This is a genomic window from Oerskovia merdavium, assembly GCF_014836755.1.
Classification (GTDB): domain Bacteria; phylum Actinomycetota; class Actinomycetes; order Actinomycetales; family Cellulomonadaceae; genus Oerskovia; species Oerskovia merdavium.
Map to the genome: position 1 here is coordinate 70,487 of NZ_JACSQF010000006.1, position 24,554 is coordinate 95,040.

The 24,554-nt window shown below is 73.6% G+C and carries 27 protein-coding genes; 10 read left to right on the top strand and 17 right to left on the bottom strand.

The annotated features are described in order from the left end of the window. A complete protein-coding gene (locus tag H9641_RS07365) occupies positions 1 to 201 on the bottom strand; it encodes a hypothetical protein (protein ID WP_191802403.1) in 201 nt (66 codons plus the stop codon). An 85-nt stretch (positions 202 to 286) separates the two neighbouring features. On the opposite strand from H9641_RS07365, the gene H9641_RS07370 reads away from it, so the two are divergent. From H9641_RS07370 to H9641_RS07380, 3 genes are all read left to right on the top strand, one after another. Next, positions 287 to 1,570: an MFS transporter gene (locus H9641_RS07370; RefSeq protein ID WP_191802405.1), complete on the top strand. Its 1,284-nt coding sequence runs from the start codon at positions 287 to 289 to the stop codon at positions 1,568 to 1,570. A gap of 5 nt (positions 1,571 to 1,575) precedes the next feature. Beyond that, the gene (locus H9641_RS07375) at positions 1,576 to 1,932 is read left to right on the top strand and encodes an ArsR/SmtB family transcription factor (RefSeq protein ID WP_191802407.1); all 357 of its coding nucleotides are present in this window, start codon (positions 1,576 to 1,578) and stop codon (positions 1,930 to 1,932) included. Between the two features lie 145 nt (positions 1,933 to 2,077). After that, positions 2,078 to 2,806, top strand: a complete 729-nt coding sequence (locus H9641_RS07380) for a PAS and ANTAR domain-containing protein (RefSeq protein ID WP_191802409.1) — start codon at positions 2,078 to 2,080, stop codon at positions 2,804 to 2,806. A gap of 82 nt (positions 2,807 to 2,888) precedes the next feature. Here H9641_RS07380 and H9641_RS07385 read toward each other — a convergent pair whose 3' ends face one another. The 3 genes from H9641_RS07385 to H9641_RS07395 all read right to left on the bottom strand — a co-directional run bounded on the left by H9641_RS07385 (position 2,889) and on the right by H9641_RS07395 (position 5,190). Beyond that, positions 2,889 to 3,656: a GAF and ANTAR domain-containing protein gene (locus tag H9641_RS07385; RefSeq protein WP_082608952.1), complete on the bottom strand. Its 768-nt coding sequence runs from the start codon at positions 3,654 to 3,656 to the stop codon at positions 2,889 to 2,891. 141 nt (positions 3,657 to 3,797) lie between these two features. Next, positions 3,798 to 4,220, bottom strand: coding sequence for a CBS domain-containing protein (locus tag H9641_RS07390; protein ID WP_056651841.1), 423 nt, complete (start codon positions 4,218 to 4,220; stop codon positions 3,798 to 3,800). A gap of 106 nt (positions 4,221 to 4,326) precedes the next feature. Next, on the bottom strand, positions 4,327 to 5,190 hold the full coding sequence (locus tag H9641_RS07395; protein ID WP_056651844.1) for an SDR family oxidoreductase: 864 nt from the start codon (positions 5,188 to 5,190) through the stop codon (positions 4,327 to 4,329). A gap of 172 nt (positions 5,191 to 5,362) precedes the next feature. On the opposite strand from H9641_RS07395, the gene H9641_RS07400 reads away from it, so the two are divergent. Further along, positions 5,363 to 7,177 (top strand): GMC family oxidoreductase, encoded by a 1,815-nt coding sequence (locus H9641_RS07400; RefSeq protein WP_318244440.1) that lies wholly within the window; start codon positions 5,363 to 5,365, stop codon positions 7,175 to 7,177. Between the two features lie 168 nt (positions 7,178 to 7,345). Here the strand turns inward: H9641_RS07400 and H9641_RS07405 are convergent, their stop codons facing one another. After that, positions 7,346 to 8,092, bottom strand: a complete 747-nt coding sequence (locus H9641_RS07405) for an endonuclease/exonuclease/phosphatase family protein (protein ID WP_191802411.1) — start codon at positions 8,090 to 8,092, stop codon at positions 7,346 to 7,348. Between the two features lie 64 nt (positions 8,093 to 8,156). On the opposite strand from H9641_RS07405, the gene H9641_RS07410 reads away from it, so the two are divergent. Both H9641_RS07410 and H9641_RS07415 read left to right on the top strand, forming a co-directional pair. Further along, positions 8,157 to 8,777, top strand: coding sequence for an L-threonylcarbamoyladenylate synthase (locus H9641_RS07410; RefSeq protein ID WP_191802413.1), 621 nt, complete (start codon positions 8,157 to 8,159; stop codon positions 8,775 to 8,777). An 84-nt stretch (positions 8,778 to 8,861) separates the two neighbouring features. Next, the gene (locus H9641_RS07415) at positions 8,862 to 10,283 is read left to right on the top strand and encodes a UTP--glucose-1-phosphate uridylyltransferase (protein WP_191802415.1); all 1,422 of its coding nucleotides are present in this window, start codon (positions 8,862 to 8,864) and stop codon (positions 10,281 to 10,283) included. A gap of 165 nt (positions 10,284 to 10,448) precedes the next feature. On the opposite strand, the gene H9641_RS07420 is transcribed toward H9641_RS07415, so the two are convergent. After that, a complete protein-coding gene (locus H9641_RS07420) occupies positions 10,449 to 11,132 on the bottom strand; it encodes a YigZ family protein (RefSeq protein ID WP_191802417.1) in 684 nt (227 codons plus the stop codon). 94 nt (positions 11,133 to 11,226) lie between these two features. On the opposite strand from H9641_RS07420, the gene H9641_RS07425 reads away from it, so the two are divergent. Then, positions 11,227 to 12,438, top strand: a complete 1,212-nt coding sequence (locus H9641_RS07425) for a Fic family protein (protein WP_191802419.1) — start codon at positions 11,227 to 11,229, stop codon at positions 12,436 to 12,438. A gap of 75 nt (positions 12,439 to 12,513) precedes the next feature. Continuing rightward, positions 12,514 to 13,215 carry a site-specific integrase gene (locus tag H9641_RS07430; protein WP_225220133.1) on the top strand — a complete coding sequence of 234 codons (702 nt, stop codon included), beginning with the start codon at positions 12,514 to 12,516 and terminating at the stop codon, positions 13,213 to 13,215. 36 nt (positions 13,216 to 13,251) lie between these two features. On the opposite strand, the gene H9641_RS07435 is transcribed toward H9641_RS07430, so the two are convergent. From H9641_RS07435 to H9641_RS07485, 11 genes are all read right to left on the bottom strand, one after another. After that, positions 13,252 to 13,707 (bottom strand): VOC family protein, encoded by a 456-nt coding sequence (locus H9641_RS07435; protein ID WP_191802421.1) that lies wholly within the window; start codon positions 13,705 to 13,707, stop codon positions 13,252 to 13,254. Positions 13,708 to 13,946: 239 nt separating this feature from the next. Next, on the bottom strand, positions 13,947 to 14,558 hold the full coding sequence (locus H9641_RS07440; protein WP_191802423.1) for a cadmium resistance transporter: 612 nt from the start codon (positions 14,556 to 14,558) through the stop codon (positions 13,947 to 13,949). After that, on the bottom strand, positions 14,552 to 14,923 hold the full coding sequence (locus H9641_RS07445) for an ArsR/SmtB family transcription factor (RefSeq protein WP_191802425.1): 372 nt from the start codon (positions 14,921 to 14,923) through the stop codon (positions 14,552 to 14,554). The genes H9641_RS07440 and H9641_RS07445 overlap by 7 nt, the downstream gene beginning before the upstream one ends. 27 nt (positions 14,924 to 14,950) lie before the next feature. Continuing rightward, positions 14,951 to 16,081 carry an IS30 family transposase gene (locus H9641_RS07450; RefSeq protein ID WP_404821930.1) on the bottom strand — a complete coding sequence of 377 codons (1,131 nt, stop codon included), beginning with the start codon at positions 16,079 to 16,081 and terminating at the stop codon, positions 14,951 to 14,953. Positions 16,082 to 16,274: 193 nt separating this feature from the next. After that, entirely contained in the window at positions 16,275 to 16,853 is a 579-nt protein-coding gene (locus H9641_RS07455; RefSeq protein ID WP_191802427.1) for a Dps family protein, read from the bottom strand. A gap of 92 nt (positions 16,854 to 16,945) precedes the next feature. Then, entirely contained in the window at positions 16,946 to 17,449 is a 504-nt protein-coding gene (locus H9641_RS07460) for a hypothetical protein (RefSeq protein WP_191802429.1), read from the bottom strand. A gap of 53 nt (positions 17,450 to 17,502) precedes the next feature. Further along, entirely contained in the window at positions 17,503 to 18,825 is a 1,323-nt protein-coding gene (locus H9641_RS07465) for a DUF58 domain-containing protein (protein WP_191802432.1), read from the bottom strand. A 35-nt stretch (positions 18,826 to 18,860) separates the two neighbouring features. Further along, positions 18,861 to 19,850 carry an AAA family ATPase gene (locus H9641_RS07470; RefSeq protein ID WP_191802434.1) on the bottom strand — a complete coding sequence of 330 codons (990 nt, stop codon included), beginning with the start codon at positions 19,848 to 19,850 and terminating at the stop codon, positions 18,861 to 18,863. Then, entirely contained in the window at positions 19,847 to 20,461 is a 615-nt protein-coding gene (locus tag H9641_RS07475; RefSeq protein WP_191802436.1) for a hypothetical protein, read from the bottom strand. The genes H9641_RS07470 and H9641_RS07475 overlap by 4 nt, the downstream gene beginning before the upstream one ends. Beyond that, a complete protein-coding gene (locus H9641_RS07480; RefSeq protein ID WP_191802438.1) occupies positions 20,458 to 21,234 on the bottom strand; it encodes a DUF4129 domain-containing protein in 777 nt (258 codons plus the stop codon). The genes H9641_RS07475 and H9641_RS07480 overlap by 4 nt, the downstream gene beginning before the upstream one ends. Continuing rightward, positions 21,231 to 22,403, bottom strand: coding sequence for a DUF3866 family protein (locus tag H9641_RS07485; protein WP_191802440.1), 1,173 nt, complete (start codon positions 22,401 to 22,403; stop codon positions 21,231 to 21,233). Before H9641_RS07485 ends, H9641_RS07480 begins: the two co-directional genes overlap by 4 nt. A gap of 35 nt (positions 22,404 to 22,438) precedes the next feature. Here H9641_RS07485 and H9641_RS07490 point away from each other — a divergent pair, with 35 nt between their 5' ends. Together H9641_RS07490 and H9641_RS07495 are read left to right on the top strand one after the other, a co-directional pair. Continuing rightward, entirely contained in the window at positions 22,439 to 23,533 is a 1,095-nt protein-coding gene (locus tag H9641_RS07490) for a helix-turn-helix transcriptional regulator (protein WP_191802442.1), read from the top strand. Beyond that, positions 23,526 to 24,545 carry a helix-turn-helix transcriptional regulator gene (locus H9641_RS07495; RefSeq protein ID WP_191802444.1) on the top strand — a complete coding sequence of 340 codons (1,020 nt, stop codon included), beginning with the start codon at positions 23,526 to 23,528 and terminating at the stop codon, positions 24,543 to 24,545. Before H9641_RS07490 ends, H9641_RS07495 begins: the two co-directional genes overlap by 8 nt. Positions 24,546 to 24,554 lie beyond the last annotated feature (9 nt).

Sequence of the window (24,554 nt, forward strand, 5' to 3'; positions counted from 1 at the left end):
TCAGGGCTGCGGGGAGTTCTCCACGCGGATCGTGCCGTCCTCCTCGAGCACGAGGCGTCGTGGGTCGCCCTCGGCGAGGTCCAGCGCGTGCTCGAACGCGAGCTGTGGCACGTCGAGCGTCCAGTCGGGCAGGAAGCGGTGCGTGCGCAGCGCCTGCAGGATGGGGCCGGGCGGGATACGACGGGACGTCAGGTCGGACACGGCTCCAGGATCCCACGTCCGGGAGGATCCGGGTCGACTGGTTGCATAGTTGCATCACTGCGCAAGCAAGCAGGATGATGGGGGCATGCTCTCCGCCCTGTCCCACCCGGTCTACCGGCGACTGTTCACCGCCCAGGTCGTCGCGCTCGCGGGCACGGGCGTCGCGACCGTCGCCCTGGGCCTGCTCGCCTACGACCTCGCGGGGCCGCGCGCTGGCGCGGTGCTCGGGACCGTCCTCACCGTCAAGATGGTCGCCTACGTCGTCCTGGCCCCGCTCGCCGCGGCCCTCCTCGCCCGCGTGCCGCGCCGCGCGGTGCTCGTCGGGGCGGACCTCGTGCGCCTGGGCGTCGCGCTGGCGCTGCCGTTCGTGGGCGAGGTCTGGCAGGTCCTGGTCCTCGTCGTGATCCTGCAGTGCGCCTCGGCCACGTTCACCCCCACGTTCCAGTCCGTGGTGCCCGACGTCCTGCCCGACGAGCGCGACTACACCTCGGCCCTGTCCCTCTCGCGCCTGGCCTACGACCTGGAGGCCGTGGCGTCCCCGGCGCTCGCGGCCGTGCTCCTGCTGGTCCTGAGCCCGTCCCAGCTCTTCTGGGGGACCGCGGTGGGGTTCGGGGCCTCGGCGCTGCTCGTGGTCTCGGTCGCGCTCCCGCGGCGGGTGCACGAGCCCGCGGGTGCGCCCTCGGGACCGGAGGGCTCGTTCGGGTGGCGGCTGCGCCGGGGCGTGGTGCTGTTCGTGCGCACGCCCGCCCTGCGTCCGGTGCTCGCGCTCGACCTGGCGGTCGCGGCGGCGGTCTCGTTCGTGCTGGTCCAGAGCGTCGTGGTGGCCCGGGAGGTGCTGGGGCTCGGGCCCGACGGCGTCGCTCTCCTCCTGGCGGTGTGCGGCGGAGGGTCGGTGGTCGCCGCGCTCGCCCTGCCCCGTGTGCTGCGCGCGGTGCCCGAGCGGCGCGTGATGCTCGGGGGAGCCGCCCTCCTGAGCGTGGGTTGCGCCGTCGTGCCGCTGGTGCTCGCGGCCCCGCAGGACGTCGCCCTGGTCGGGGTGGCCCTCGCGTGGTCGGCGATCGGCGCCGGCTGGTCCGCGGTCGAGACGCCCGTGGGGCGCGTGGTGCGCCGGGCGGTCGGTCCCGACGACCTGCACGTCGCGTTCGCCGCGCAGTTCTCCCTGTCCCACGCGTGCTGGCTGGTGACGTACCCGCTCGCGGGGCTGCTGGGGGCGCTCAGCCTGTCGTGGGCGGCCGGCGTGCTCGCGCTGGTCGCGCTCGGCGCGACCCTGGCCGCGCGGTCGCTGTGGCCGGTCCCTGGCGCGCGGGGCGACGCACCCGGCCCGGACGCTGCGCCTGCCGCGCGGTCGGGCGCTCAGGTGGGAGCATGAGGGGGATGGCCACCACGCAGCGCGACGTCAGACCCACCGCTCCCCCCGAGGCCGACCTCGACCGGGCGGTCGAGGTGCTGCGGCTGCTCGCCGACCGCACGCGCCTGGCCGTGCTGCAGATGCTGACCGGCACCGAGATGTCGGTCACGGCCATCGCCGAGGCCCTCGACCGGCCCGTGCCCGCGGTCTCCCAGCACCTGGCCAAGCTCCGTGCGGGCCACCTGGTGACCTCGCGGCGGGAGGGCACGAGCGTCTACTACGCGCAGGCCACCGAGCACGTGGGGGCGCTCGTGACGAACGTCCTGCACCACACCGAGCACACGCTCTACCCGCTGCCGCCGCACCACGCGCTCGAGGAGTGAGGCGGGCGCCCGCGGTGTCAGGAGGTCACCGTGGGGTCGCCGGGTCGCGAGGGCATGCTGGCTCTCCTGCTCGCCGGGGCCTAAGGTGGGGCACCTAGGAGTCAGGAAGCGGCCCCTCGACACTTTGTGCTGAGAGCGAGACCTCATGACGACCGAACGAACCCCCCGCCGTCGCCGGCGCGACCCCCTGGCCGAGGCGCTGAGCATCGGGCGCGCGCACCCCACCGCGCAGTACCGCGTGGACCTGCGCACGGGCGAGTGGTGGTGGTCCGACGAGATGTACCTGCTGCACGGGCTGGCACCGGGATCGGTCGCGCCCACGGCCGCGCTGCTGGCCTCGCACAAGCACCCCGACGACCGTGACGCGGTCCTGCGCGAGATCGCGATGCTGCGGACCACGGGGCGTCCCTTCAGCTGCAGCCACCGGATCGTCGACGCCCGGGGCCGGACCAGGACGGTCACCGTCACGGGTCAGGGGCGCCGGGACGCGTCGGGGGCCGTGGTGGAGGTCGTGGGCCTGGTCGTGGACAGCACCGCGGCCCACGAGGACGCGCTGCGCCGGGAGGTGACCCGCCAGGTCGCGGTGGGGCTCGCGGACCGCGCCGTCGTCGACCAGGCCAAGGGCGTGCTCATGGCCACGCACGGGCTGGACTCCGACGGGGCCCTGGACCTGCTCGTGGTGCACGCGAGCGAGAGCAGCCGCCGCCTGCCCGACGTGGCCCACGAGCTGCTCGACGCGCTGTCCGTCGCGGGCGGGCTGGGCGAGGACGCGAAGGACCGCGCCGACGCGTGCCTCGCGGCGCTCGAGCCCGGCAGCGTGAGCCGCGTGGGCGGGGCGCAGCTCTTCCGGCGCAAGGGCGCGGCCGCGGGCTGAGCCGGGTCCGCGCCGCGCCGCTGCGTGGCGCGGTGGTGCGGTGGTGCGGTGGTGGACCGAAGGTCCCGCGGCACCCGGGCCCCTAGTCGGCGCTGGGGCGCTGGGGCAGGACCCGGGTCTCGACGACCTGGCGCGCGAGGTCGTAGAGCTTGACGTTGGAGTCCTGCGAGACACGGCTCAGGACCCCGAACGCGCGCTGCGCGGAGAGCTGGTAGCGCTCCATGAGGATCCCCTGGGCCTGCCCGATCACGGTGCGCGTCTGCACCGCGCTCGTGAGCTGCTCCTCGGTGCGGGCCGCGGTCAGGGCCGCCGCGGCGACCGCGGCGAACGTCGAGACCATCGAGAGCGTCGTGGCGGGGAACGCGGCCACGGACCGGGAGTAGAGGTTGAGGGCGCCGTGCGAGGTCTCGCTCGTGAAGAGCTGGACGCACAGCATCGAGCGCACGCCCAGCTCGTCCTGGACCTGGTCGGCCCAGCGCTGCCAGCGGGGCTCGGTGGCCAGGTCGTCGGTGCGCACCAGGTCGGTCTCGCGGATCGCGTCCAGGCACGGCCCCTCGTTGAGGGCGTACTGGAGCTCGTCGCCGCGTCGGGCGAGCGCGTGGGACGCCGCCGGGGTCTCGATCTGCCCCTTGCGGGTCACGAGCGAGATCCCGGCCGCGTCGCAGCCGTCAACCATGGCGACCGCGAGCTCGACGATCCGGTCGAGAGTCTCCTGGAGGCTCGGCTCCTCGGCCAGGGCGCGGGCAGCCGCCGCGACGGAGGACTCGACGGCCGAGGCCGGGCTCACCCCGGTGCCGTACTCGACCGTCGAGGGGGCGGTGGTGGTGGTCTGCTGCAGCTCCTGCGTCATCCTGCGTACCCGTTCGTGCTCGGGGGTGTCCGGTGTCCGGTGCACAGCGCGCCGGTCCTCCACCTCTCGGGGACTACGCTACGCGCCCGCACGCGAAAGTCCGGGCCTGGGTCGCCCCGGGGCACCCCACACGGGCTCGGCTCAGGCGCCCTCCAGGCTCCCGGCGCCCTGGGTCTCGGTCACGGTGACGAGCCCGCGCTCGATCGCGGTCACGAGGTCGGAGAGCCGCACGATCCCCACGAGCTCGGCCCCGACCATCACGGGCAGGCGCAGCAGGGCGTGGCGCTCCATGATCCGCACGGCCTCCCGGGCGGGGTCCTGGGGGCTGAGGACCACGAGGTCCTCGGTGCACAGCCCGCCCACGGGATGGTCGGGCGAGGCGTCGGCCGCCAGGGCGCGCACGATGCTGCGGTCGGTGAGGATGCCCACGACGTCCCCGTCGTCGAGCACGACCGCGTCGCCGGCGTCCTCGTCGATCATCGCGCGCGCGACGCTCGCGACCGTCGCGCTCTGCTCGACCGTGCAGAACGTCGTGGACATGAGCTGGGCGATGGTCGTGGGCATCGTCGGCCTCCGAGGGACCCTTTGCGGTGCGTGCGGGCCACCTCTCGACCCGCGTCCAGGCTAGCCCGAGACCGCCGCCCCGGCCGGGCGGGGCGGCGGGGCGACCTCAGAAGACGGGCTTGCCGCCCGTGACCCCCAGCACGGTCCCCGAGACGTAGCCCGCGTCGGTGGGCGAGGCCAGGAACACGAAGGCCGGGGCGACCTCGGCGGGCTGCCCCGCACGACCGAGCGGGGTGTCCGCACCGAACGCCTCGATCTTCTCGGGCGGCTGGGTCGCGGGCTGCAACGGCGTCCAGATCGGTCCGGGGGCCACGGCGTTGACGCGGATCCCCCGCGCGCCGACCTCCGCGGCGAGGTTGACCGTGAAGTTGTTGATCGCGGCCTTGGTCGAGGCGTAGTCGAGCAACGACGTGGACGGCTGGTAGGCCTGGATCGAGGAGACGTTGACGATCGAGCCCCCCTCGCCCAGGTGCTCGAGCGCGGCCTGCGTGACCCAGAACAGCGCGTAGAGGTTGGTCTTGAGCACGCGGTCGAGGTCGTCCGTGGTGACGTCCGCGATCGACGACCTGCGCGCCATCTGGAAGCCCGCGTTGTTGACGAGCACGTCCAGACCGCCCAGGCGGGCGACCGCGTCGGCGACCGTGTCGCGCGCCACCTGCTCCTCGCGCAGGTCCCCGGGCAGCAGGACGACCTCGCGGCCCGCCTGACGCACCCAGCGCGCGGTCTCCTCGGCGTCCTGCTGCTCCTCGGGCAGGTAGCCGATCGCGACGTCGGCGCCCTCCCGCGCGAAGGCGATCGCGACGGCCCGGCCGATGCCCGAGTCGCCGCCCGTGATCAGGGCGCGCAGGCCCGCGAGACGGCCCGAACCGCGGTAGGAGGTCTCCCCGTGGTCGGGAGCCGGGTCCATCGGTGCGGTGAGCCCCGGGGGCTCCTGCTGCTGGGCGGGGAAGGCGGGGGCGTCGTCGGGCATGGTGTTCCTCCGTCGGGGTGTCGAGGGACGCGTCGAACCGGTCCCTCCCCACGCTAGGTCGGCGCTCGCGGACTCGCAGGAGGTGCGTGCGCCCCGCCCCGTGGCTGGTGGCAGGATGAGCACCTGCCGGGCGCGACGGGGCGCCCGCACGTGCGACGAGGTGACCACGACCATGACCGACGACATCTCTGCGGACCAGGACCGCACCCTGACCCGTGACGTCGACGTGCTGGTCGTCGGCTCGGGCTTCGGCGGGTCCGTCGCGGCTCTGCGGCTGACCGAAAAGGGGTACCGGGTCGCGGTCCTCGAGGCCGGTCGCCGCTTCGCCGACGAGGACTTCGCCGCGACCTCCTGGCACCTGCGCGACTTCCTGTGGGCGCCGCGCCTCGGCTGCCTCGGCATCCAGCGGGTGCATCGCCTGCGGGACGTGCTCGTCCTGGCCGGCGCCGGGGTCGGCGGCGGGTCCCTCGTCTACGCCAACACCCTCTACGAGCCGCTCGACGCGTTCTACACCGACCCCTCGTGGGGCTACCTGACCGACTGGAAGGCCGAGCTCGCGCCCTACTACGACCAGGCCCGGCGCATGCTCGGCGTCGTCACCTACGCGGGCCGCACGCCCGCCGACGAGGCCGTGCACCAGGTCGCGCGCGAGATGGGCGTGGAGGGCACGTTCACGCCCGCCCCCGTGGGCGTGCTGTTCGGCGCCCCCGGGGTGCCCGTGCCCGACCCGTTCTTCGGCGGCGCGGGACCCGCACGGCGCGGGTGCCTCGAGTGCGGCCAGTGCATGACCGGGTGCCGCCACGGCGCCAAGAACACGCTCGTCAAGAACTACCTGCACCTCGCCGAGGCCGCCGGGGCGCGGATCCACCCCCTGACGACCGTGACACGCATCGCCCCGCTCCCGGACGGGGGCTACGAGGTCACCTCGCGGCGCACCGACCGACCGTTCGCCCGGCGCACCCGCTGGACCGCCCGGCACGTCGTCCTCGCGGCCGGCGCGCACGGGACCCAGCAGCTCCTGCACGCCCAGCGCGACGCGGGCACCCTGCCGCACCTCTCCGAGCGCCTCGGCATGCTCACCCGCACCAACTCCGAGGCCCTGCTGGGCGCCACGGCCGACCGGCGCCCCCCGGGGGGAACCGCGCCCGACTACACGCGCGGCGTCGCGATCACCTCCTCGTTTCACCCCGACGCCCACACGCACGTCGAACCCGTGCGCTACGGCCGCGGCTCGAACGCCATGGCCCTCCTGCAGACCGTCCTCGTCACGCCCCGCGGCGCTCGCGGCCCGCGCACTCAGGGCGAGGGGACCGCGCCCGACGACGGAGCCCGCCCCGGGATCGCGCCCTCGCCGGGGGAGTGGGTGCGCGAGCTGTGGGCCCAGCGCCGCCGGCTGCCCGCCATGCTCGACCTGCGCGGCTGGTCCGAGCGCACCGTGATCGCCCTGGTCATGCAGAGCCACGACAACTCGCTGACGACGTACACGCGGCGCACGTGGACGGGCCGGCGTCGGATGACCTCGCGCCAGGGGCACGGCGCACCGAACCCCGGATGGATCCCGGCGGCCCACGAGGCCGCCCGGCGTCTGGCCCGGGTCATGGGCGGAGCGCCCGGCGGCAGCATCGGCGAACCGTTCGGCATGCCGCTCACGGCCCACTTCCTGGGCGGGTGCGCGATCGGCGAGTCACCCGGGACCGGCGTGATCGACGCGTACCAGCGGGTGTTCGGCCACCCGGGGCTGCACGTCCTGGACGGGGCCGCGGTGAGCGCGAACCTCGGCGTCAACCCCTCGCTGACCATCACGGCCCAGGCAGAGCGCGCGGTCGCGATGTGGCCGCGCCGCGGGGAGACCGACCCGCGTCCCCCGCTCGGCAGCACCTATCGCCGTGTGGCGCCGGTCGAGCCGCTCAGGCCGGCCGTGCCCGCCGGGGCGCCCGGGGCGCTGCGCCTGCCCGTCGTGCGCATCACGCACGGGCAGGCGCTCTGAGCGGGGGAGAAGTGCCCTCGTCCCACGGGCAGGCAAGGGATCGAACGCCTGTTCGACAGTTCTGAGGGGATCTCCGACCATGGTTCGAACAGGTGTTCTATCGATGGCCCACGAGCGTGCCGACGCCGTCGAACTCCTGTTCGAACGACGGGCGGGCTGCCCCCCGACTCAGCCGAAAGGCTCGATCTCGACGTCCACCACGAGCGCCCGATGGTCCGAGAGCCCCGTGTCGACCGACCGCCCCGGCGACGTCGGGCGCACCGACCCGTCAGCCAGGACGTGATCGATCTGCAGCGTCGGGTGCGCGACCGGGTACGACCGGGCCACCACCAACGGGCTCCACCCCGTGACCGCCGCCGGGATCTCCGAGCGCAGGTTCATGTCCCCCAGCAGCACCAGGGGACGCGGGGCGCCCACGAGGCCCGCCGCCAGGTGGTCGAGCTGCCGCTCGCCCCAGCCGTCCAGGAAGCTCAGGTGCGTCGCGACCACGGTCAACGGGCCCTGCGGCGACAGCACGACCGCGGCCAACGCCGTCCGCGGCTCGTCCAGGCGCCACCGCGGACGCCGCACGTCGTTCCCCCGCGGGAGCGGCCGCCACCACGGACGACGGGGGAGAGGCAGGACCCGCCACTCGTGGACGGGGAAGCGCGAGAGCAGCGCCACACCGTACTGCGCGCGCCCCCCGACCCCCCGCCGGTCGATCGTCGCCGCGAACCGGTGGTCGACCGCGCCCATGGCCTCCGCCGCGACCCGGGCCAGGTCCACGTGCCCAGAGCGCCGCTGGTTGCGATCCACCTCCTGCAGCGCCAGCACGTCCGCACCCAGGTCCGCCACCGCACGCGCGAACCGGTCGACGTCCACCACGTCGTCGACCGTGGACCGCCCGTGCAGGATGTTGAAGGTAGCCAGTCGCATCCCACAGATTCTCCTCCCACCCCGGCGCGCGGCACGCCGAGCCGCGCTGGCCTACGCTCGGTCCATGGCGAAGTACTTCGACGTGCACCCCGTCGACCCCCAGCCCCGCGCGATCGACCAGATCGTCACGCTCCTGCGCGACGACGCCCTCATCGCCTACCCCACCGACTCCTGCTACGCCCTCGGCGCGCGGCTCGACTCCCACAGCGCCACCCAGCGCATCCGCGACATCCGCCACCTCGGCGACAAGCACCACTTCACGCTCGTGTGCGCCGACTTTGCACAGCTCGGACAGCTCGTCAAGATCGACAACGCCGCCTTCCGCGCCATCAAGGCCTCCACCCCCGGCAGCTACACCTTCATCCTGCCCGCGACCTCCGAGGTGCCCAGACGCCTCGCGCACCCCAAGAAGAAGACCGTCGGCGTCCGCATCCCCGACCACGCCGTGACCCAGGCCATCCTGCGTGCCCTCGGCGAACCCCTCCTGTCCAGCACCCTCCTGCTCCCCGGCGAGGACGAGCCCATGACCCAGGGGTGGGAGATCAAGGAAGCCCTCGACCACCAGGTCGACGCCGTCGTCGACTCCGGCGACTGCGGCACCGAACCCACCACCGTCGTCGACTTCTCCTCCGGCGCGGCCGAGGTCGTGCGCGTCGGCGCAGGAGACCCCTCCCGCTTCGAGTAGCCCCGCCCCCCGGCACCCCGCATGTGACCGGCACACCACGGCCCACCCGGCGCGAACCCGCCCACCGGTCCTAGCATCGACACCATGAGCAGCCAGGGCCTCACCCACTCCCAGCACAAGATGGCCGACGCCGGGGTCCACCCCACCGCGATCGACGTCTTCAGCCGCTTCTACGCACTCCTGCAGGACGGCGCCACCGGCACCGTCCCCGAAGCCGACATCGAACCCCTCACCGACGTCACCCACCGCGACGAGCTCGACGTCACCCCCCAGGACGCCGCCGACGCGCTCTCCCGCACCGTCCTCATCAAGCTCAACGGAGGACTCGGCACCTCCATGGGCATGGACCGCGCCAAGTCGCTCCTCACCGTGCGCACCACGGACAGCCCCGACGCCGCCCCCCTCACCTTCCTCGACATCATCGCCCGCCAGGTCCGCGCCGCCCGCGCCGCCACCGGCGCCCCGCTGCCACTGCTCTTCATGAACAGCTTCCGCACCCGCGACGACACCCTCGCGGCGCTCGCGGCCTACCCCGACCTCGCGGTCGACGGGCTGCCCCTGGACTTCCTGCAGAACCGTGAGCCCAAGCTGCGCGCGGACGACCTCGAGCCCGTCGAGTGGCCGGCGGACCCGGACCTGGAGTGGTGCCCGCCCGGGCACGGCGACCTGTACACGGCCCTCGTGGCGTCGGGGGCGCTCCAGACCTTGCTGGACGCCGGCTACCTGTACGCGAGCGTGTCCAACTCGGACAACCTCGGAGCGTCTCCGGACGCGGCCATGGCCGGCTGGTTCGCGGCGTCGGGCGCTCCTTTCGCGGCGGAGGTGGCCCGGAGGACGCCCGCGGACCGCAAGGGCGGCCACGTCGTCGTGCGGCGCTCGGACAGCCGCCTGGTGCTGCGCGAGACCGCGCAGACCCCCGAGGAGGACCTGGCGGCCGCCGGGGACATCGAGCGGCACAAGTTCTTCAACACCAACAACCTGTGGCTCGACCTGCGGGCGCTGGCGGCCGAGCTCGAGCGGACCGGGGGAGTCCTCGAGCTGCCGCTCATCGTCAACCCCAAGACGGTCGACCCGACCGACCCGTCGTCGACGCCCGTGATCCAGATGGAGTCGGCCATGGGGGCCGCGATCGAGGTCTTCGAGGGATCGACCGTGATCGAGGTCGACCGCAGCCGGTTCCTGCCCGTCAAGGCGACGAGCGACCTGCTCCTGCTGCGCTCGGACGTCTACGAGCTCGCCGAGGACTTCACGCTCAGGGCCACGGTCGAGGCGCCGTTGATCGACCTCGACGGCGCGTACTACAAGCTCGTGGGCGACTTCGACGCGCGGTTCGCCCAGGGGGTTCCGTCGCTGCGCGGCGCGAACAGCCTCACGGTGCACGGCGACTGGTCGTTCGGCCGAGACGTGGTGGCCGAGGGAGATGCGGTCCTGGAGGACGCGGGTACGCCGTCGAGCGTCCCGGACGGCGCGCGCGTGGGGCCCGCGGGGATCGCCGCGGGCTCCTGACCGTCGCGCGACGCAGTGGGGCGAGCGCCACGGGCCGCGGGTGTCCCGGGACGGGCCCTACGAGGGCGCCGAGGGTGCCCTGAGAGGGACGTGGTCCCCTCGGGCAGGTTGCTGATGCCCGACGGCGTCGCGCGGCCGGGGAGGGGCCCTCGCCCGCGCCCTGGCTCAGGCGGGGACGTCGACGATCCGGCGGTCACCCACGGCCGGTGACAGCGTGCCGCTCGACGCCGACGCGAGGGCGGCCTCGAGCGGCACGAGCTGCGGGGGCGGGACGAGCAGGCGGTAGGTGGCACGAGCGGCGTAGTCGGTGCCCTCGAGCACCGCGCCGTGGGTCGCGCACCACTCGTGCAGCACGTTGCCGATCCGGCCGGCCTCCGCGTGAGGGACCTCGACGGCGACCTCGACCATGACCTCGCGACGCAGGACCGGGGCCAGGTCGAGCGTCTCGCTCACGGCGTTCGAGTAGGCCCGGACGAGGCCCCCGGCGCCGAGCAGGACGCCGCCGAAGTAGCGGGTGACGACCGCGACGACGTCGGTCACGTGGCGGTGCCGCAGCACCTCGAGCATGGGGATGCCGGCTGTGCCCGAGGGCTCGCCGTCGTCGCTCGATCGCTGCTGGTCGGCATGGGTACCCACCACGAGCGCCGTGCAGTGGTGCCGGGCGTCCCAGTGCTCCTTGCGGACGCGTGCGATGACGGCCTCGGCGTCCGCGACCGTCGTGACGGGGTGCAGGAGGGTGATGAACCGGGACTTCTTGACCACGAGCTCGTGCTCGACGGGGCGCGCGACGGTCGAGGGGAGCGGCGGGTCGCCGTCGGCGGAGCCGGGGGAGCGCGGGTGGGAGGTCATCGCCGACCAGCCTAGCCAACCTGGACTTCCGGCTCGCCGTGTCAAGGTTAGAGGGCATAACCTTGAGCAAAGGGCGTCCAAGGAAAGGTTGTCGATGACCTCGGCCAGCACGAGCAGCACGACGGACGGGCCGGACTGGCCGCGCCACACGAGCGAGGTGCGGCCCTGGCGCTCGGCGACCCGAGGTCCGCGCGAGGACCGGATGCTGCGCGAGGTCACGGTCTCGCTGCCGCCCCTGATCGCCGAGGTCGCGTACGTGCCGACGGCCGAGGACGCCGCCCGCATCGAGCGCGCCGCCGTGGACATCACGCGCCTCGACGCGGTCCACGGCCCGGTCCTGTCGTCGTTCGCCACGTTCCTGCTGCGGACCGAGGCCGTGGCGTCGTCGCGGATCGAGCGTCACGACGCGAGCCTCGCCGACCTGGCCAAGGCCACGATCGGCATGCGGGCCAGCAAGGACGCCCAGGTCACGGTCGCGGCGGCGCGGGCGGTGTCGAGGCTGGTCGACGCGGCAGGCGCCGCCGGGGCGATCGAGCTCGACGACGTCCTCGCGGCCCACCGGACGCTGCTCAAGGACGATCCCCTGGACGGTCCTGTGGCGGGAACCCTCCGGACCGTCCAGAACTGGATCGGCGGGTCCGACTACTCACCCCGCGGAGCCGTGCACGTCCCGCCGCCGCCCGAGCTCGTGCCCGCGTACATGGAGGACCTGGTCGAGTTCCTCCGGCGCGACGACCTCCCCGCCGTGGCCCAGGCAGCGATCGCGCACGCCCAGTTCGAGTCGGTCCACCCGTTCACCGACGGCAACGGCCGCATCGGCAGGGCCCTGATCGGGGCCGTGTGGCGTCGCCGCGGGCTCGCGCCGACGCTGGTCGTGCCCGTCGCCTCGGCCATGCTCGCCGACACGGGGGAGTACTTCGCACGCGTCAACGCCTACCGCGAGGGGAGGGCGGCGCAGTTCGTGCGATACCTCGCCACCAGCGCGTCGATGGCCGCGCAGGAGGCGAGGATCTCCGCGGACAACCTCGCAGAGCTCCCGGGGCTGTGGCGGTCCGAGGTGCGCCCGCGCGCAGGGTCGGCCGCGGCGTCGATCCTCGATGCGCTCCTCGACCACCCCGTGCTGGACGGGGACCTCGCGCGGCAGGTCGCGGGGACGTCCGGGGCGGCGGCCTACGAGGCGCTGGGCCGCCTCACGGACGCGGGGGTCCTCTCGCGGATCTCGACGTCGCAGCGGCACGGCGTGTGGGCTGCGACCGAGGTCCTGGGCGAGATCGACGACCTCACGCGGCGGCTGCGGGAGGCCTGAGCCTGCGGCGACGTGCCGCGCGACCCGCCGTGTCTGGTCGTGGAAAATAGTGTGCCAAGCGGGTAGGTTCGCTCCATGGTCACCGACGACGCCGACTCACCCCAGGACGCCCCGACGGACGGGACGAGCCCGCCCGTGCCACACGTGCCCGACGCCGGCTCTCCGGGCGGTGAGACCGCGACGGCCCTCGCGCCGCGCTACCCGCGTCCACCCGTGACGCGCGACGAGGCGGAGTGGGTCTGGCGGGAGCTCTCGGTCGCCGCGATGTACGCCTCGACCAAGCCGGAGATGGTTCGCCTGGCCGTGATCGTCGGGCTGACCCGCGCCACGGGCGCCCGGTACTCGGACCTGCTGCGCTGCACGGTCGACTCTCTCGACCTGGGCCCGGCGGGGGCTCAGGCGGGCGAGGGGCGCGTCGTCGTGCAGCACGGCAAGCACCGCACGGTCCGTGAGCACCGCCTCGAACCGGGGGTCGTCATGGTCCTGCGCCGCTGGATGGACGTCCGGGAGGACCTCTGCTCCGAGCTCGAGGGGTCGATCCCGCGAGCACTGCTCCTGACCGTTCACCACACGCACGACAACGGCGTCACGGTGGCCAGCGGTCTGCCCATCACCAAGCAGGGCCTGGTGCTCTCGTGGCGCAGGTTCGTGCAGCGGACCAACGCGCGGTACGGCGGGGTGCGTCCGCCGCTGCCGACGCGCTTCGAGCAGGTCCGCCGGGCGTGGCACGCGGACCCGGAGGACCTGGGCGCGGCCCAGGGGTCGGCGGGGGAGTAGCGCGTCGTCAGGTCCCGCGGGGCCCGACGACGGGGCTCAGGCCGTGCGGTCTGCGTCGCCGGGGGAGCGGGGCGCCTCGGGGTCGAGCTCCTGGAAGACCGTGATCTGCAGACCGGCGGGCGCCTCGAGCCGCGCGTTGAGCGAGCTCCAGGGGGTGCGGACGGGCGGGGCGACCAGGCGAGCCCCGCCCGCGACCAGGTCCGTCGTGACGGCTGCGGTGTCGGACACCTCGAACGCGACGCGCAGCGGGGGAGCGACCTGCCTGCCCACCTCGACGTCGTCGATCATGCGCTTCTGCGCGGGGTTCGCGAGCTCCAGGGTGGCGCGCCCGGCGTCGAGGATCGCCACCTGGGCGCCGCCGGTGCCGCTGTAGGCGGCCTCCTGGGGGAGGCCCAGCACGTCGCGGAAGAACGTGAGCGCGGCCTCGTAGTCCTCCGCCTCGACGACGAGGCGGAGCTGGCGCACGGGTGCGGGGTCGGGGCGTTCCGTCATGTCGCCACGTTATGCCGGACCGCTCTGCTCCGCTTCTTCCGTTAATAAATAGTGTGCCAAGCGTAGCGACCACGCTGATCACCACCCAGGACACCTCACCAAAACAGCCCCGACGACACGGGGCGGAGCGGGACGAACGAAGAGCCCCCCTGGTCGAGGGGCAGATTCCAGCGGTGGTCGCAACACGTTCGGCGTTGATGGTACGGGCCCGGCCGCTAGAGCGGCCGGGCCCGTACTGTTCACAGGAGCGATGCGATGTGGGCGAGGGTACCGGACTCGACGAGGATGAACAGGCCGAGACCTATGAAGACCACGGGCACGAGCCAATGCTCGACCTTCTCCAGCGCTTCGGTCACCTTCTCGTTGCTGCCGATGGCGCGCGCGAGCAGGCACCATCCGGCGAGCAAGACGAGGAACACCGCGATCGTGACCAGGGCGTCTGTGGTCGGCATGGTGCGAAACACCGGGGTGTAGATCGCGATGTTGTCCCCGCCGTTGGCGATCGTGATGCCCGCGACGCCGAGCAGCCCAACGGCCTTGAGGGCAGACTCGGCCTCATCGTCGTCGTCCTTGCCGCGCAGCGTGCGCACCAGGGCCAGGACACCGATCGCGAGCGGGATCAGGCCCAACAGGCCCACCCACTCGTCCGGCACGATCGTCAGGCCCAGCGCAGCCAGGAAGCTGACCGCGATGAGCGTGATCAGGCCCAGGTACTGCCCGGCCACGATCTGCCACCCGCGCAGCCGCGACGTCCCCCGCGCGGCGACCGCGAACAGGACCGTCAGGACCACGATGTCGTCGAGGTTGGTCGCGACGAACAACCCGACTGCGCCCGCGATCGTGCTCAGCACGCCGACACCTGCCCGTCCGCGCCGTAGGTCGGGCAGAGCGCGACTGCGCTGCCCGTCGCTGCGAGCAGCGTCTCAGCGGCCGCGAGCATGTCCAGCAGCTCCGAGCGTGCCAACGAGTAGAACACCCGCCGGCCCTCCATGCGGCCCACCACCAGGCCGCAGTCCTTCAAGCACGCCACGTGCGAGGAGACCGTTGACTGCGCCAGACCCAGATCCGCCGTGAGCTCCGCGACCCGTGCCTCTCCGGCCGCGAGCCGGCGAACGATCGCCAACCTCGCTGGGTCGCCCAACGACCGGAACAACGCGACCGCGGGCTCAACATCGGTCGTGGTTGCTGTACATACCTCGGATTCTATGATCGACATAGACCGATAATAGCCGACGATAGTCGATCATTCGGGCCTGAGAAGTTGCGTGAGCCGCTGGGTAGGCGTGACCCACCCCAGTGTCTTACGGGGCCGCGTGTTGAGCTGATGAGCGACGGCGTCCAGGTGCGCGCGGTCGTGGCGGCGCAGGTCCGTGCCCTTCGGGAAGTACTGACGCAGGAGGCCGTTGGTGTTCTCGTTCGATCCGCGTTGCCAGGGTGAGGCGGGGTCGCAGAAGTAGACCGGGATGCTCGTGGCGAGGGTGAACTCGTGGTGGCGGCCCATCTCCGAGCCCTGGTCCCAGGTGACCGAGCGGCGCAGCGCGACCGGCAAGGTCACCATGGTCTGCACGAGTGCATCACGGAACGTCACGGCAGACCGGTCCCCGGGAAGGTGTACGAGTACGAGGAATCGGGAGGCTCGCTCGACCAGGGTTCCGATCGCGGACTGCTGGTTCTTGCCGATGATGAGGTCTCCTTCCCAGTGCCCGGGTACGGCTCGGTCGGCTACCTCGAGTGGGCGCTGGGAGATCATGACCATCGGGTGGGAGTAGCGGGGCTGGCGCTGCTGGGCCTGGCGGCGGGGCTTGCGACGGGCGCGTCCGGTGCGCAGGGCGGTCACAGCCTCGCGCCGTAGCCCGCCGCGCGCCTGGACGTAGATCGCTTGGTAAATCGTCTCGGTGCTCACGTTCATCTCCGCCCGACCGGGGTGGCGGGATCGGAGCGCGACGCTGATCTGTTCCGGGCTCCACCGCAGGTCCAGGTGCTTCTGAACGAAGACTCGCAGGGGCGTGTGAGATGCGATCTTTGCGGGCTTGGGGCGGGGCCGGCGGCCCTCGGCGCGCAGCTGAGCAGCGTGCGGACGGTACTGCCCGTTCGTCGGGTGCCGATTGCGTGTGACCTCCCGGCTGATCGTGGAGACCGACCGCCCGAGCTCGGCGGCGATCGACCGCAACGACTTCCGCTCCCGCAGCAGGTCCGCGATCACGAGTCGGTCCGAGAGCGAAAGGAACCTGCCCGAAGACTGCGAGAAGGCCCGCGCGACCCCCACCGACTGTGGGAGTCCCGCGGGCCGTCTTCCTGCTGGAGATCCGTTACGCCACCGCTTGCCCGTGCGCCGGTTGATCCCGACGATCCTGCAAGCCTCGTTATTGCTCATGCCCTGGGCCATGAGCAGGAAGTATGCCTCGCGCTCACGCTCGAGCTTCCGCCTGCCCTGCGGTGCTCGCAGGGGTCTGATCTCAAAGTCCATCGCATCCCCGAAGGTCGGGCGTTGCGACGACTGCTAGAACTCAAGAGGACCAGGGGGGCTCTTCGTCGCGGACGGGCGCCGCCGGTGACGGGCGGGGGAGTCAGGCCTCGTTCTTCGCCGCGGACTCGGCCTTACGGGCTGCGCCTCGCTCGGTCGACGCACCGGAGGTGGAGAGCTCGCCGCCCGAGGACTCCAGGTGCGCCCTGACGAACCAGTGGAACAGCTCGAGCTCGTGCAGGTGCCCCACCAGGAGATCGTTGCTCACGGTGTCCACCGTCTCGGTGTCCGCCGCGGCCTTGCGGTGCGAGGCGATCACGCCCTGGTAGACCTCGTCGAGAGCGCCCAGGTGGGCGATCGTCGACGCGCGACCCAGGTGGTAGTCCTCCCAGGTGCGCTCGGCGACGATCGCACCCGGCGTGCCCCGCGGCGGCACCCCCAACGTCGCGATGCGCTCGGCCGTGGCGTCGACCATGGCGCGCACGGCGTCCACCTGGGGATCGATCATCTCGTGGACCGCGATGAAGTGCGGACCCACGACGTTCCAGTGGATGTGCTTGAGCGTGAGGGCGAGGTCGTTCAGGGAGTGCAGACGCTCCTGCAGGATCGCCGCGACGTCCTTGCCCTCCTGGAGGGTGAGCGACGGGACGGTGTACTCCGGCAGGTCCTTCTGGGCAGCCATGTGGTCCTCCTCGAGTCGGGATGCGTGTCAGGCGCAGGGCGCCTCCACCCATCCTGGCCCCGCGTGCTCGTGCTCGCAGGTCCAGCGCGAGCTCACCGACGCCACCAGGTCCGTGGGACCACCAGGACGGCGAGCGCGCACAGCGCCAGCGCCGCCACGACGGTCCAGGACCCGCTGCCCTCGAGGCCCGAGGCGGCGAACGCCACGAGCGCGAGCCCCTGGCAGAGCGCCTGCACCAGGGCGGCGCGACGCAGGTCGAGCGCGAGGACCCGCCGTTCGACCGCGCCCGTCCAGGGGACGCGCGCCACCCACCAGGATGCCCGGAGCACGAGGTGCACCAGCGGGAGGAGGGCGAACACGACCGGGTCGAACGCCGTCGAGGCGCCGAGGAGCGCGGCGCCCCCGGCGAGGACGATCGCGTGCGGGACAGGGGGCCGCGGGAACCTGGTGACCGCCGCGGCGAGCGCGAGGCCGATCACCACGCTGCCGAGCAACGACGGGAGCAGGCTGTGCACGGTCAGGGCGCCGAACACGGCTGTGGCGCCGAACAGCACGGCGCGGAGACCGGGCCCGGGGACGGTCGGTCCGGTGGCCACCTCGGTCGAGGGCCTGGCGGCTGCTGGAGCCGGGCGAACCGGAAGGCGCGCGTTCATCGGGACGTCCCATGCGCGACGTGTCGTTGCCGGCGGGCCGCGAGCTCGAGCGCGGTCCGGGCCGATCGTGGCGTGCGGCCGGGCACCCCAGGACCGTCGTCGACCGAGGGCAGCCACCGGACCACGAGGATCCCTTCTCGACGCAGGCTCTCGAGGCGCTGCTCACGCTCGATGTGCGTGATCCGCCAGGCGAGAGCGACGCCGGGGTCGCCCCGCGGGACCTCGACCGTGGGCAGGATGTCGACGGCCACGACCGGATGGCCCGTACCGCGCCAGGTCCGGGCGATCGAGGCGCTCTCGTCGTCGAGGAAGGTCGAGAACATGTACACGAGCGCACCTGCCGGGATCTGCGGGGGACGCAGGCGGCGTCCGGGGTCTCCGACGGGGTGCGCGAGCGCGAGCGCGTGGACGATCCTGCGCAGCTGGCGCTTGCCTGCGGCCGGGGGCAGGGGACGTCGGACCCACCCGAGGTCCTCGAAGCCGACCCTGTCACCCCCGTCGAGCGCGGCCTGCGCGACCGACGCCGCGGCATTGCGTGCGACGTCGAGAGACGTCGCACGGTCCATGGGGAGCGGGCCGTTCCCGCGCCAGGTCGTGACGTCCGGTCCCACCTCGTCGCGCGAGTCGAGCACGAGCACGACCGTCGCCTCCGCGGTCGCCTGGGTGCGGCGCACGTAGAGGGTCTCGAGGCCCGGGGACCGTCGTGCGGTCGCGCGCCAGTCGATGCGCCGCAGCCGGTCGCCCGGCGCGAACGGATGGATGTCCCGCAGCTCGGTGCCGTCGCCGAGCCGCCGGGTCGTGTGGGGTCCGGTGAGCCCGACCAGCTGATGAGGCAGGGGAAGTCGACCGAGCGGCAGGGCCGCCGGCAGCACGAGGACCCCGGGTGCCTGCACGTCGTCGGGCCGTGACTCGAAGCCACCCTCGACGCTCGCCGCGACGTGGTCGACGCGGAACGTCCGGTGCGGCCCGGTCCGGGCCGAGCGGGTCGTGAGGTCGAGGGTCCTGGTCCCGTCCACGAGGACCGTGACGTCCGCGTCGTCGTTCCCCGGGCTGGTGACCCGCAGGCGGACGGGTGCGGCGCCGTCGGGCACCTCGAGGCGCAGCCGCGCGCGCAGCTCGCCTGGTCCCGCCTCGCCCGCCTCGGCCGGGACGAACGTCGCCGTGACCGTCCCGCCTCGTGGGCGGGCGGTCCACGCCCACGTCGCGCCGAGCAGCGCCGGCGCACCGAGGACCGCGATGTCGGCGCGACCGGCGACGAGGCCGGTGGTCAGCAGGGCGAGACCGAGCACGACCCCGGCCGCGAGACTCGTGGTCTGCATCCAGCCCGTCGGTTCTCCGCCCCCTGCAGGCGCCGTCATCGCGCTGCGCTGGCGACCGTCGCGGGGCCCGGGACGCGGTCGAGGATGGCCCGGACGATGGTCTGCGGCTGGGCGTTCGACGCCCACGCCGTGGGAGTCAGCGTGAGCCGGTGCGCGAGCACGGGGACCGCGACGCGCTTGACGTCCTCGGGGAGCACGTAGTCCCGGCCGTCGAGGGCCGCGACGGCCCGCGCGAGCAGGACGAGGGTCTGCGACCCGCGGGGCGAGGCCCCGACCTCGAGCTGGGAGTCGGCGCGCGTCGCGGCCACGAGGTCGACGCAGTACGTGACCACGTCGGGGTCGACGTCTGTCGCCTCGACCCCGGCCTGCATCGCGAGGACCGTGGCGGCGTCGACGACCCGGCGGACCTCGGCCTGCTCCTGACGGCGGTCGAGCCTGCGGCGCAGGACCTCACGCTCCTCGTCCCGGTCCGGGTACCCGACCGCGAGGCGCACCATGAAGCGGTCGAGCTGCGCCTCGGGCAGCGGGTAGGTGCCCTCGTACTCGACGGGGTTGGACGTCGCCAGGACGTGGAACGGGCGCTGCAGCGGGTACGTGCTGCCCTCGATCGAGACCTGGCGCTCGGCCATGGCCTCGAGCAGCGCGGACTGGGTCTTGGGCGCGGTGCGGTTGATCTCGTCGGCCAGGAAGAGGCCCGTGAAGACCGGTCCTGGGCGGAACACGAAGTCGGTCGTGGCCGGGTCGTAGACCGAGGACCCCGTGATGTCCGCGGGCAGCAGGTCGGGTGTGCACTGGAGGCGGGCGAAGTCGAGCCCGAGCGCCGTGGCGAGGCTGCGGGCCGCGAGGGTCTTGCCGAGCCCCGGCACGTCCTCGAACAGCACGTGGCCGCCCGCGAGGATCGTGGCGAGCGCGAGCTCGAGCGGGTCCCGCATCCCGACGACGGCCGTGCCGACCTCGTCGAGGATGCGGCGGCCGAGCGCGGCCACCTCGGGCACGCTGAGCGCGGGGGCAGGGGAGTCCGTCATCGGGTTCGCCTCTCGGTGGTGGTCGTGGTGGTCGTGCGTGTGCTGTGGTCCGTGCCGGTGGTGGTTCCGTCGGTCGCGCGGCCGTCCGTCTCGCGGCGCTGCGCGGCGGACGCTCGTCCTGGGCCCGCGGAGATGCCGCTCACGTCCTCGACCGCTGTGACCCAGGACCTCAGGACCGGCATGGTCGGTGGGCGCAGGTCGGTCGTCATCTGCTGGTGGACCTTCGGCCCGAGCAGCTCTGAGGCCGCGCGCTGCTGAGCGGGGTCCGTGCTGCGCAGGTCGACACCCTGGTCGGCCAGCGCCCTGGCCGCGAGCGCCAGGACGTGCTTGTGTGCGCGTTCGCTGACTCGTCCGTCGTTGCCGTGCATGGCCCAGGTGAGCTCAGAGAGGTCGCGTCGGGCGCCGTGGCGGTTGCGGTCGGGCAGGGCGTGGTGCTCGGGGTCGTCGCCGGGTCGTGTGCGTCGGTACAGGACGAGGAGGACGAGGGCGCCGGCGGTGAGGACGAGGGCGTGGGGCGGGTCGAGCCCGACGACGGCGAGGGCGGTGCCGGCGGTGAGGACGAGCCCGGCTTCGAGGAGGAGGCGTCTGCCGGTGGTGGGGCGTCGGCTCATGGGGTCGTGGCCTGTCCGGTGTCGTGGGGAGCTGTTCCGGTCCGGGTCGGGCTCGCGGCGGGTCCTGGTGGCGCGAAGGCGATGGCGAGCCGTTCGAGGCAGTCGCGCGCGGTCTGGACGTCGTGGTCGGCGAGGGGGTGGTTCGTGAAGCGGGCGCGCTGGTAGAGGCCGAGGAGCGTCGTGACGGCGTCGGGGTCGGCGGGGGTGGCGTCGAGGACGGTGGTGGTGAACTCGGTGGGGGTCTGGGCGGGATGCCTGCGGTGGCCGGTGTCGGCGGTCGCGTCCTCGAGGGCGATCCAGGCGGCGGTGACGGCGTCGCGGGGGCTGCGGGCGGTGTCGAGGAGGTGGCGTGCGTGGGTGACGCCGCGCCGTAGGGCGGGGAGCTGGGCCTCGAGGGTGGGGGCGGAGGTCACGGTGTCCCCTGTGGCGACGTGGTCGCGGTGGGTCTCGCCGGGTGCGGCGGGCTCGGTGCGGCGGCGGCGCAGGTAGAGGATCGCGAAGACGACGAGGACGGCGGCGACGGTGACGGCGAGGTAGGTCGTGTAGTCGCCGATGGGCATCCCGGCGGCCTGGCCGTCGAGCCCTGGGGGCAGGGTCTCGACGTAGGTGGGGCCGTCGATCGGGACGGGGGCTTCGGGGGGTGGGACGGCCGAGTCGTCGGGGGGCAGGAACCATGCGGGGCGGTCGTAGCTCCAGCGGGACCCGGCGGCGGCGCCGACGAGGACGAGTGCGATCAGGACGACGACACCCCCCAGTCGTGTCCGGTTGCTCATGCGGGCCGGTTCCTCTCGGCGTGGAGGCCGGCTGCTGCGGCGGTGAGGAAGGCTGCGGGGTCCTGGTCGAGTCCTCGGCCCATGGTGGAGAGGCCGACGGGGGTGGTGCGGAGCGCGTCGAGGAGCGCGGTGCCGGTCTCGGTGTGGGCGAGGCGGTGGCGCCCGTGGGGGGCGGCGAGGTGGGTGGCCTGCTCGGTGATGCGCGCGGTGAGTGCGGCCCCCCACCCGGGGAGGGCTTCGATCTCGGGGGTGGGGCGGGGCACGACGACGTCGCTGGCCGCGAGCGCCACCCGGCCGTAGGCGGTCAGGGAGTGGTGGGAGATGCCGAGGTGGCGGTCGCGGGGGTCGGCGCCGGAGATGCGCAGGGAGGCGACGGGCAGGGCTCCGAGCGTGGCGGCGGCGTTGAGGGCTTCTCCGGCGGCGACGCCGGAGAAGCCCCAACGGGTGCCGGTGCCGAGGTTGCCGGGTCCTTGGGCGACGATCGCGAGGTCGGCGCCGGTGACGTGGCGGGCGGCGAGGAGCCCGGTGTGGACGGTGACGGCTTCGTGGTCGCCTCCGTAGGCCTGTCCGACGGTGAGGCAGGTGTGGATCCAGCCGGCGTCGCGCAGTCCGGAGACGGTGCGGGAGAACGCTGCGGGCAGGGCGCCGCCGTCGGTCATGACGTAGGCGATGCGGGGGGCGGGGCGTCCGTCCTGGGCTGCGGCGAGGCGGGCGCCGGCGACGATCGCGGGCAGCGCGGAGTGCAGGTCGGCGACGACGACGGGCATGCCGCCTAGGTCGTCGGCGTCGCGCAGCGTGTCGTGGTGGGGGGACTCCTGCTCGTCGACGCCCAGGACGAGGGCCTGCAGGGGGGTGTAGCGGGCCTTGACGAGGTGGCCGGGGCCTGCGGGCGGGTCGGTGGGGAGCGTGTCGGGCAGGGCGACGACGAGCGCGTACCCGCCGGTGCCGAGCCCCCGGGCGAGGGCGCTGACGTTGAGGAGGACGCGGTCGCCGACCTGGGGGTCGCCCACGAGCTGCGGGTACGCGAGCGCGCGCACGGTCCGGGGGCGTTCCTGGTCGCCCGGTCCTGCGGTCGCGGGCAGCGGTTCGTCGAGCTCGACGGTCAGTTCTTGCGCGCCCTGCCAGCCTCGGCCGCGCGACATCACCCTTGCAGATCGCCACGTCATCACACGGGTGAGGCTACCGTTCGTTAGCGTGGGTGCCGATGCCTGATCAGACGAGCCAACCAGTCAACCCTGCGACGAGGCTGCTGAACCTCGTGATCGCCCTCGTGAACACGAGCGTGTCGATGACGAAGCAGCAGATCCGCACGAGCGTGGCGGGGTATGCCGACGCGCCCTCGCCCGAGGCGTTCGAGCGGATGTTCGAGCGCGACAAGGACTCCTTGCGCGACCTGGGGATCCCGATCGTGACGGTCGACGCCGGGGGCCACAGCGACGACGTGGGGTACCGGATCGACCAGGACGCGTACGCGCTGCCCGCGGTGGACCTGACCCCGGCCGAGTTCGGGGTCCTGTCGCTGGCCGCGCAGTTCTGGCAGGACAAGACGCTGCGGACGGACATCTCGCGCGCCCTGACGAAGCTGCGGGCGGCGGGGGCGGGGGAGATCGCGAACGACGCGGTCGCGGGCCTGGCGCCCCGGGTGCGGGCCGTGGGTGACGCGTACGGGCCGTTGCTCGACGCGATCGAGGCGCTGCGCGTGGTGTCGTTCACGTACCGGGCGGCGTCCACGGGCGAGGTGCGCACGCGCACGGTCGAGCCGTGGCGCATCGCGGCGCGCCGGGGCGGCTGGTACCTGCTGGGCTTCGACCGCGAGCGCCAGGCGCCGCGCGCGTACCGGCTGAGCCGTATCGAGGGGCGGGTGCGTCTGCTGGGGCGGGCGGGGGCGTTCAGCATCCCGGAGGGGGTGGACGTCGACGCCCTGCTGGGGGCGCGCGCGGGGCGCGAGCTCGAGGCACGCCTGGCGATCGGTCCGGAGCGGGCCGAGGCGTTGCGTGCGCGGGGGCGCAGCGACGGCGACGGCACGGGCGAGGGGGCGGGGCCCCGTCGGGACGGGCGCGACGTCGTGCACGTGCCCTACACGAACGCGCACACGTTCGCGGACGAGATCGCGGGGTACGGTGACGCGGTCGTGGTGCTGAGCCCGCCCGAGCTGCGCGACGCCGTCGTGCGCCGGTTGCGCGCCGCGGCGCGCCTGGGGTCCGCGGACCTGGCCACGGGTCTCACCCCTTCCCCGACCGACCGGTCCCTCGACCGGGACGGCACGAGCACGACGACGACCGAGGAGCAGCGTGGCTGAGCGCGCGGACGACCGGCTGGTGCGCCTGCTGGGCATCGTCAGCTATCTGGACGGGGCGGGCGGCGTGCCCGTCGAGGAGCTCGCGTCCCGGTTCGGGGTCACGACCCGCCAGATCGTCGAGGACGTGGACGCCCTGTGGGTGTCCGGCACCCCCGGGTACTGGCCCGACGACCTGATCGACTTCGACGCGGACTCCCTCGAGCGCGGCGTGGTGCGCCTGACCGAGGCTCGCGGCATGACCCGGCCCCTGCGCCTGGGCACGCGCGAGGCGGTCGCGCTCATCGCGGCGCTGCGCGCCATGGGGGAGACGGGCGCGGTCCGCTCGGACCGGGCACGCTCCGACGTCGTCGCCTCGGTCCTGGACAAGCTCACGGGCGCGACGGGCGAGGCCGCCGCAGCCCTGGACGTGCGCCTGCCCACCGACGGGGACCCCGCGGTCGTGGCGACCGTGTCCTCGGCCCTGGCGAACCGGCACCGGTTGCGCGTGCGGTACGTGACGAGCGCCGACGTCGTCTCCGAGCGGGAGATCGACCCCGTTGCCCTGCACACCCAGGACGCCTGGTCCTACCTCCTGGCGTGGTGCTACCGCGCGCAGGGCCAGCGCACGTTCCGCCTCGACCGGCTCCTGGCCGCGACCGAGCTCGACGTCCCCACGGCCGAGCACGACCTGCCGACCGAGGTCGACTTCACGCCCACGGGTGACGCGCCCCTGGCCACGATCACGTTCGCGAGCCCGGCCCGCTGGGTCGCGGAGCAGGTCCCCGTGGAGAAGGTCCGCAACCTGCCCGACGGCGCGTTCGAGGTGTCGTTGCGCGTGACCAACCCCGTGTGGCTGCGCCGGCTCCTGCTCGAGCACGCCCGCCACGTCCTGGCCGTCACGCCCCAGGCCGTGGCCGACGACGTCGCGCAGGCCGCGAGCGCCGCCCTGGCCGCGTACGGGGAGCGTGCGGTCGACGGTGGTGCGGTCGACGAGGGGCCGGACCCGGCCCCGGGCGTGCCCTCCGCGAACTAGGCTGGTCGG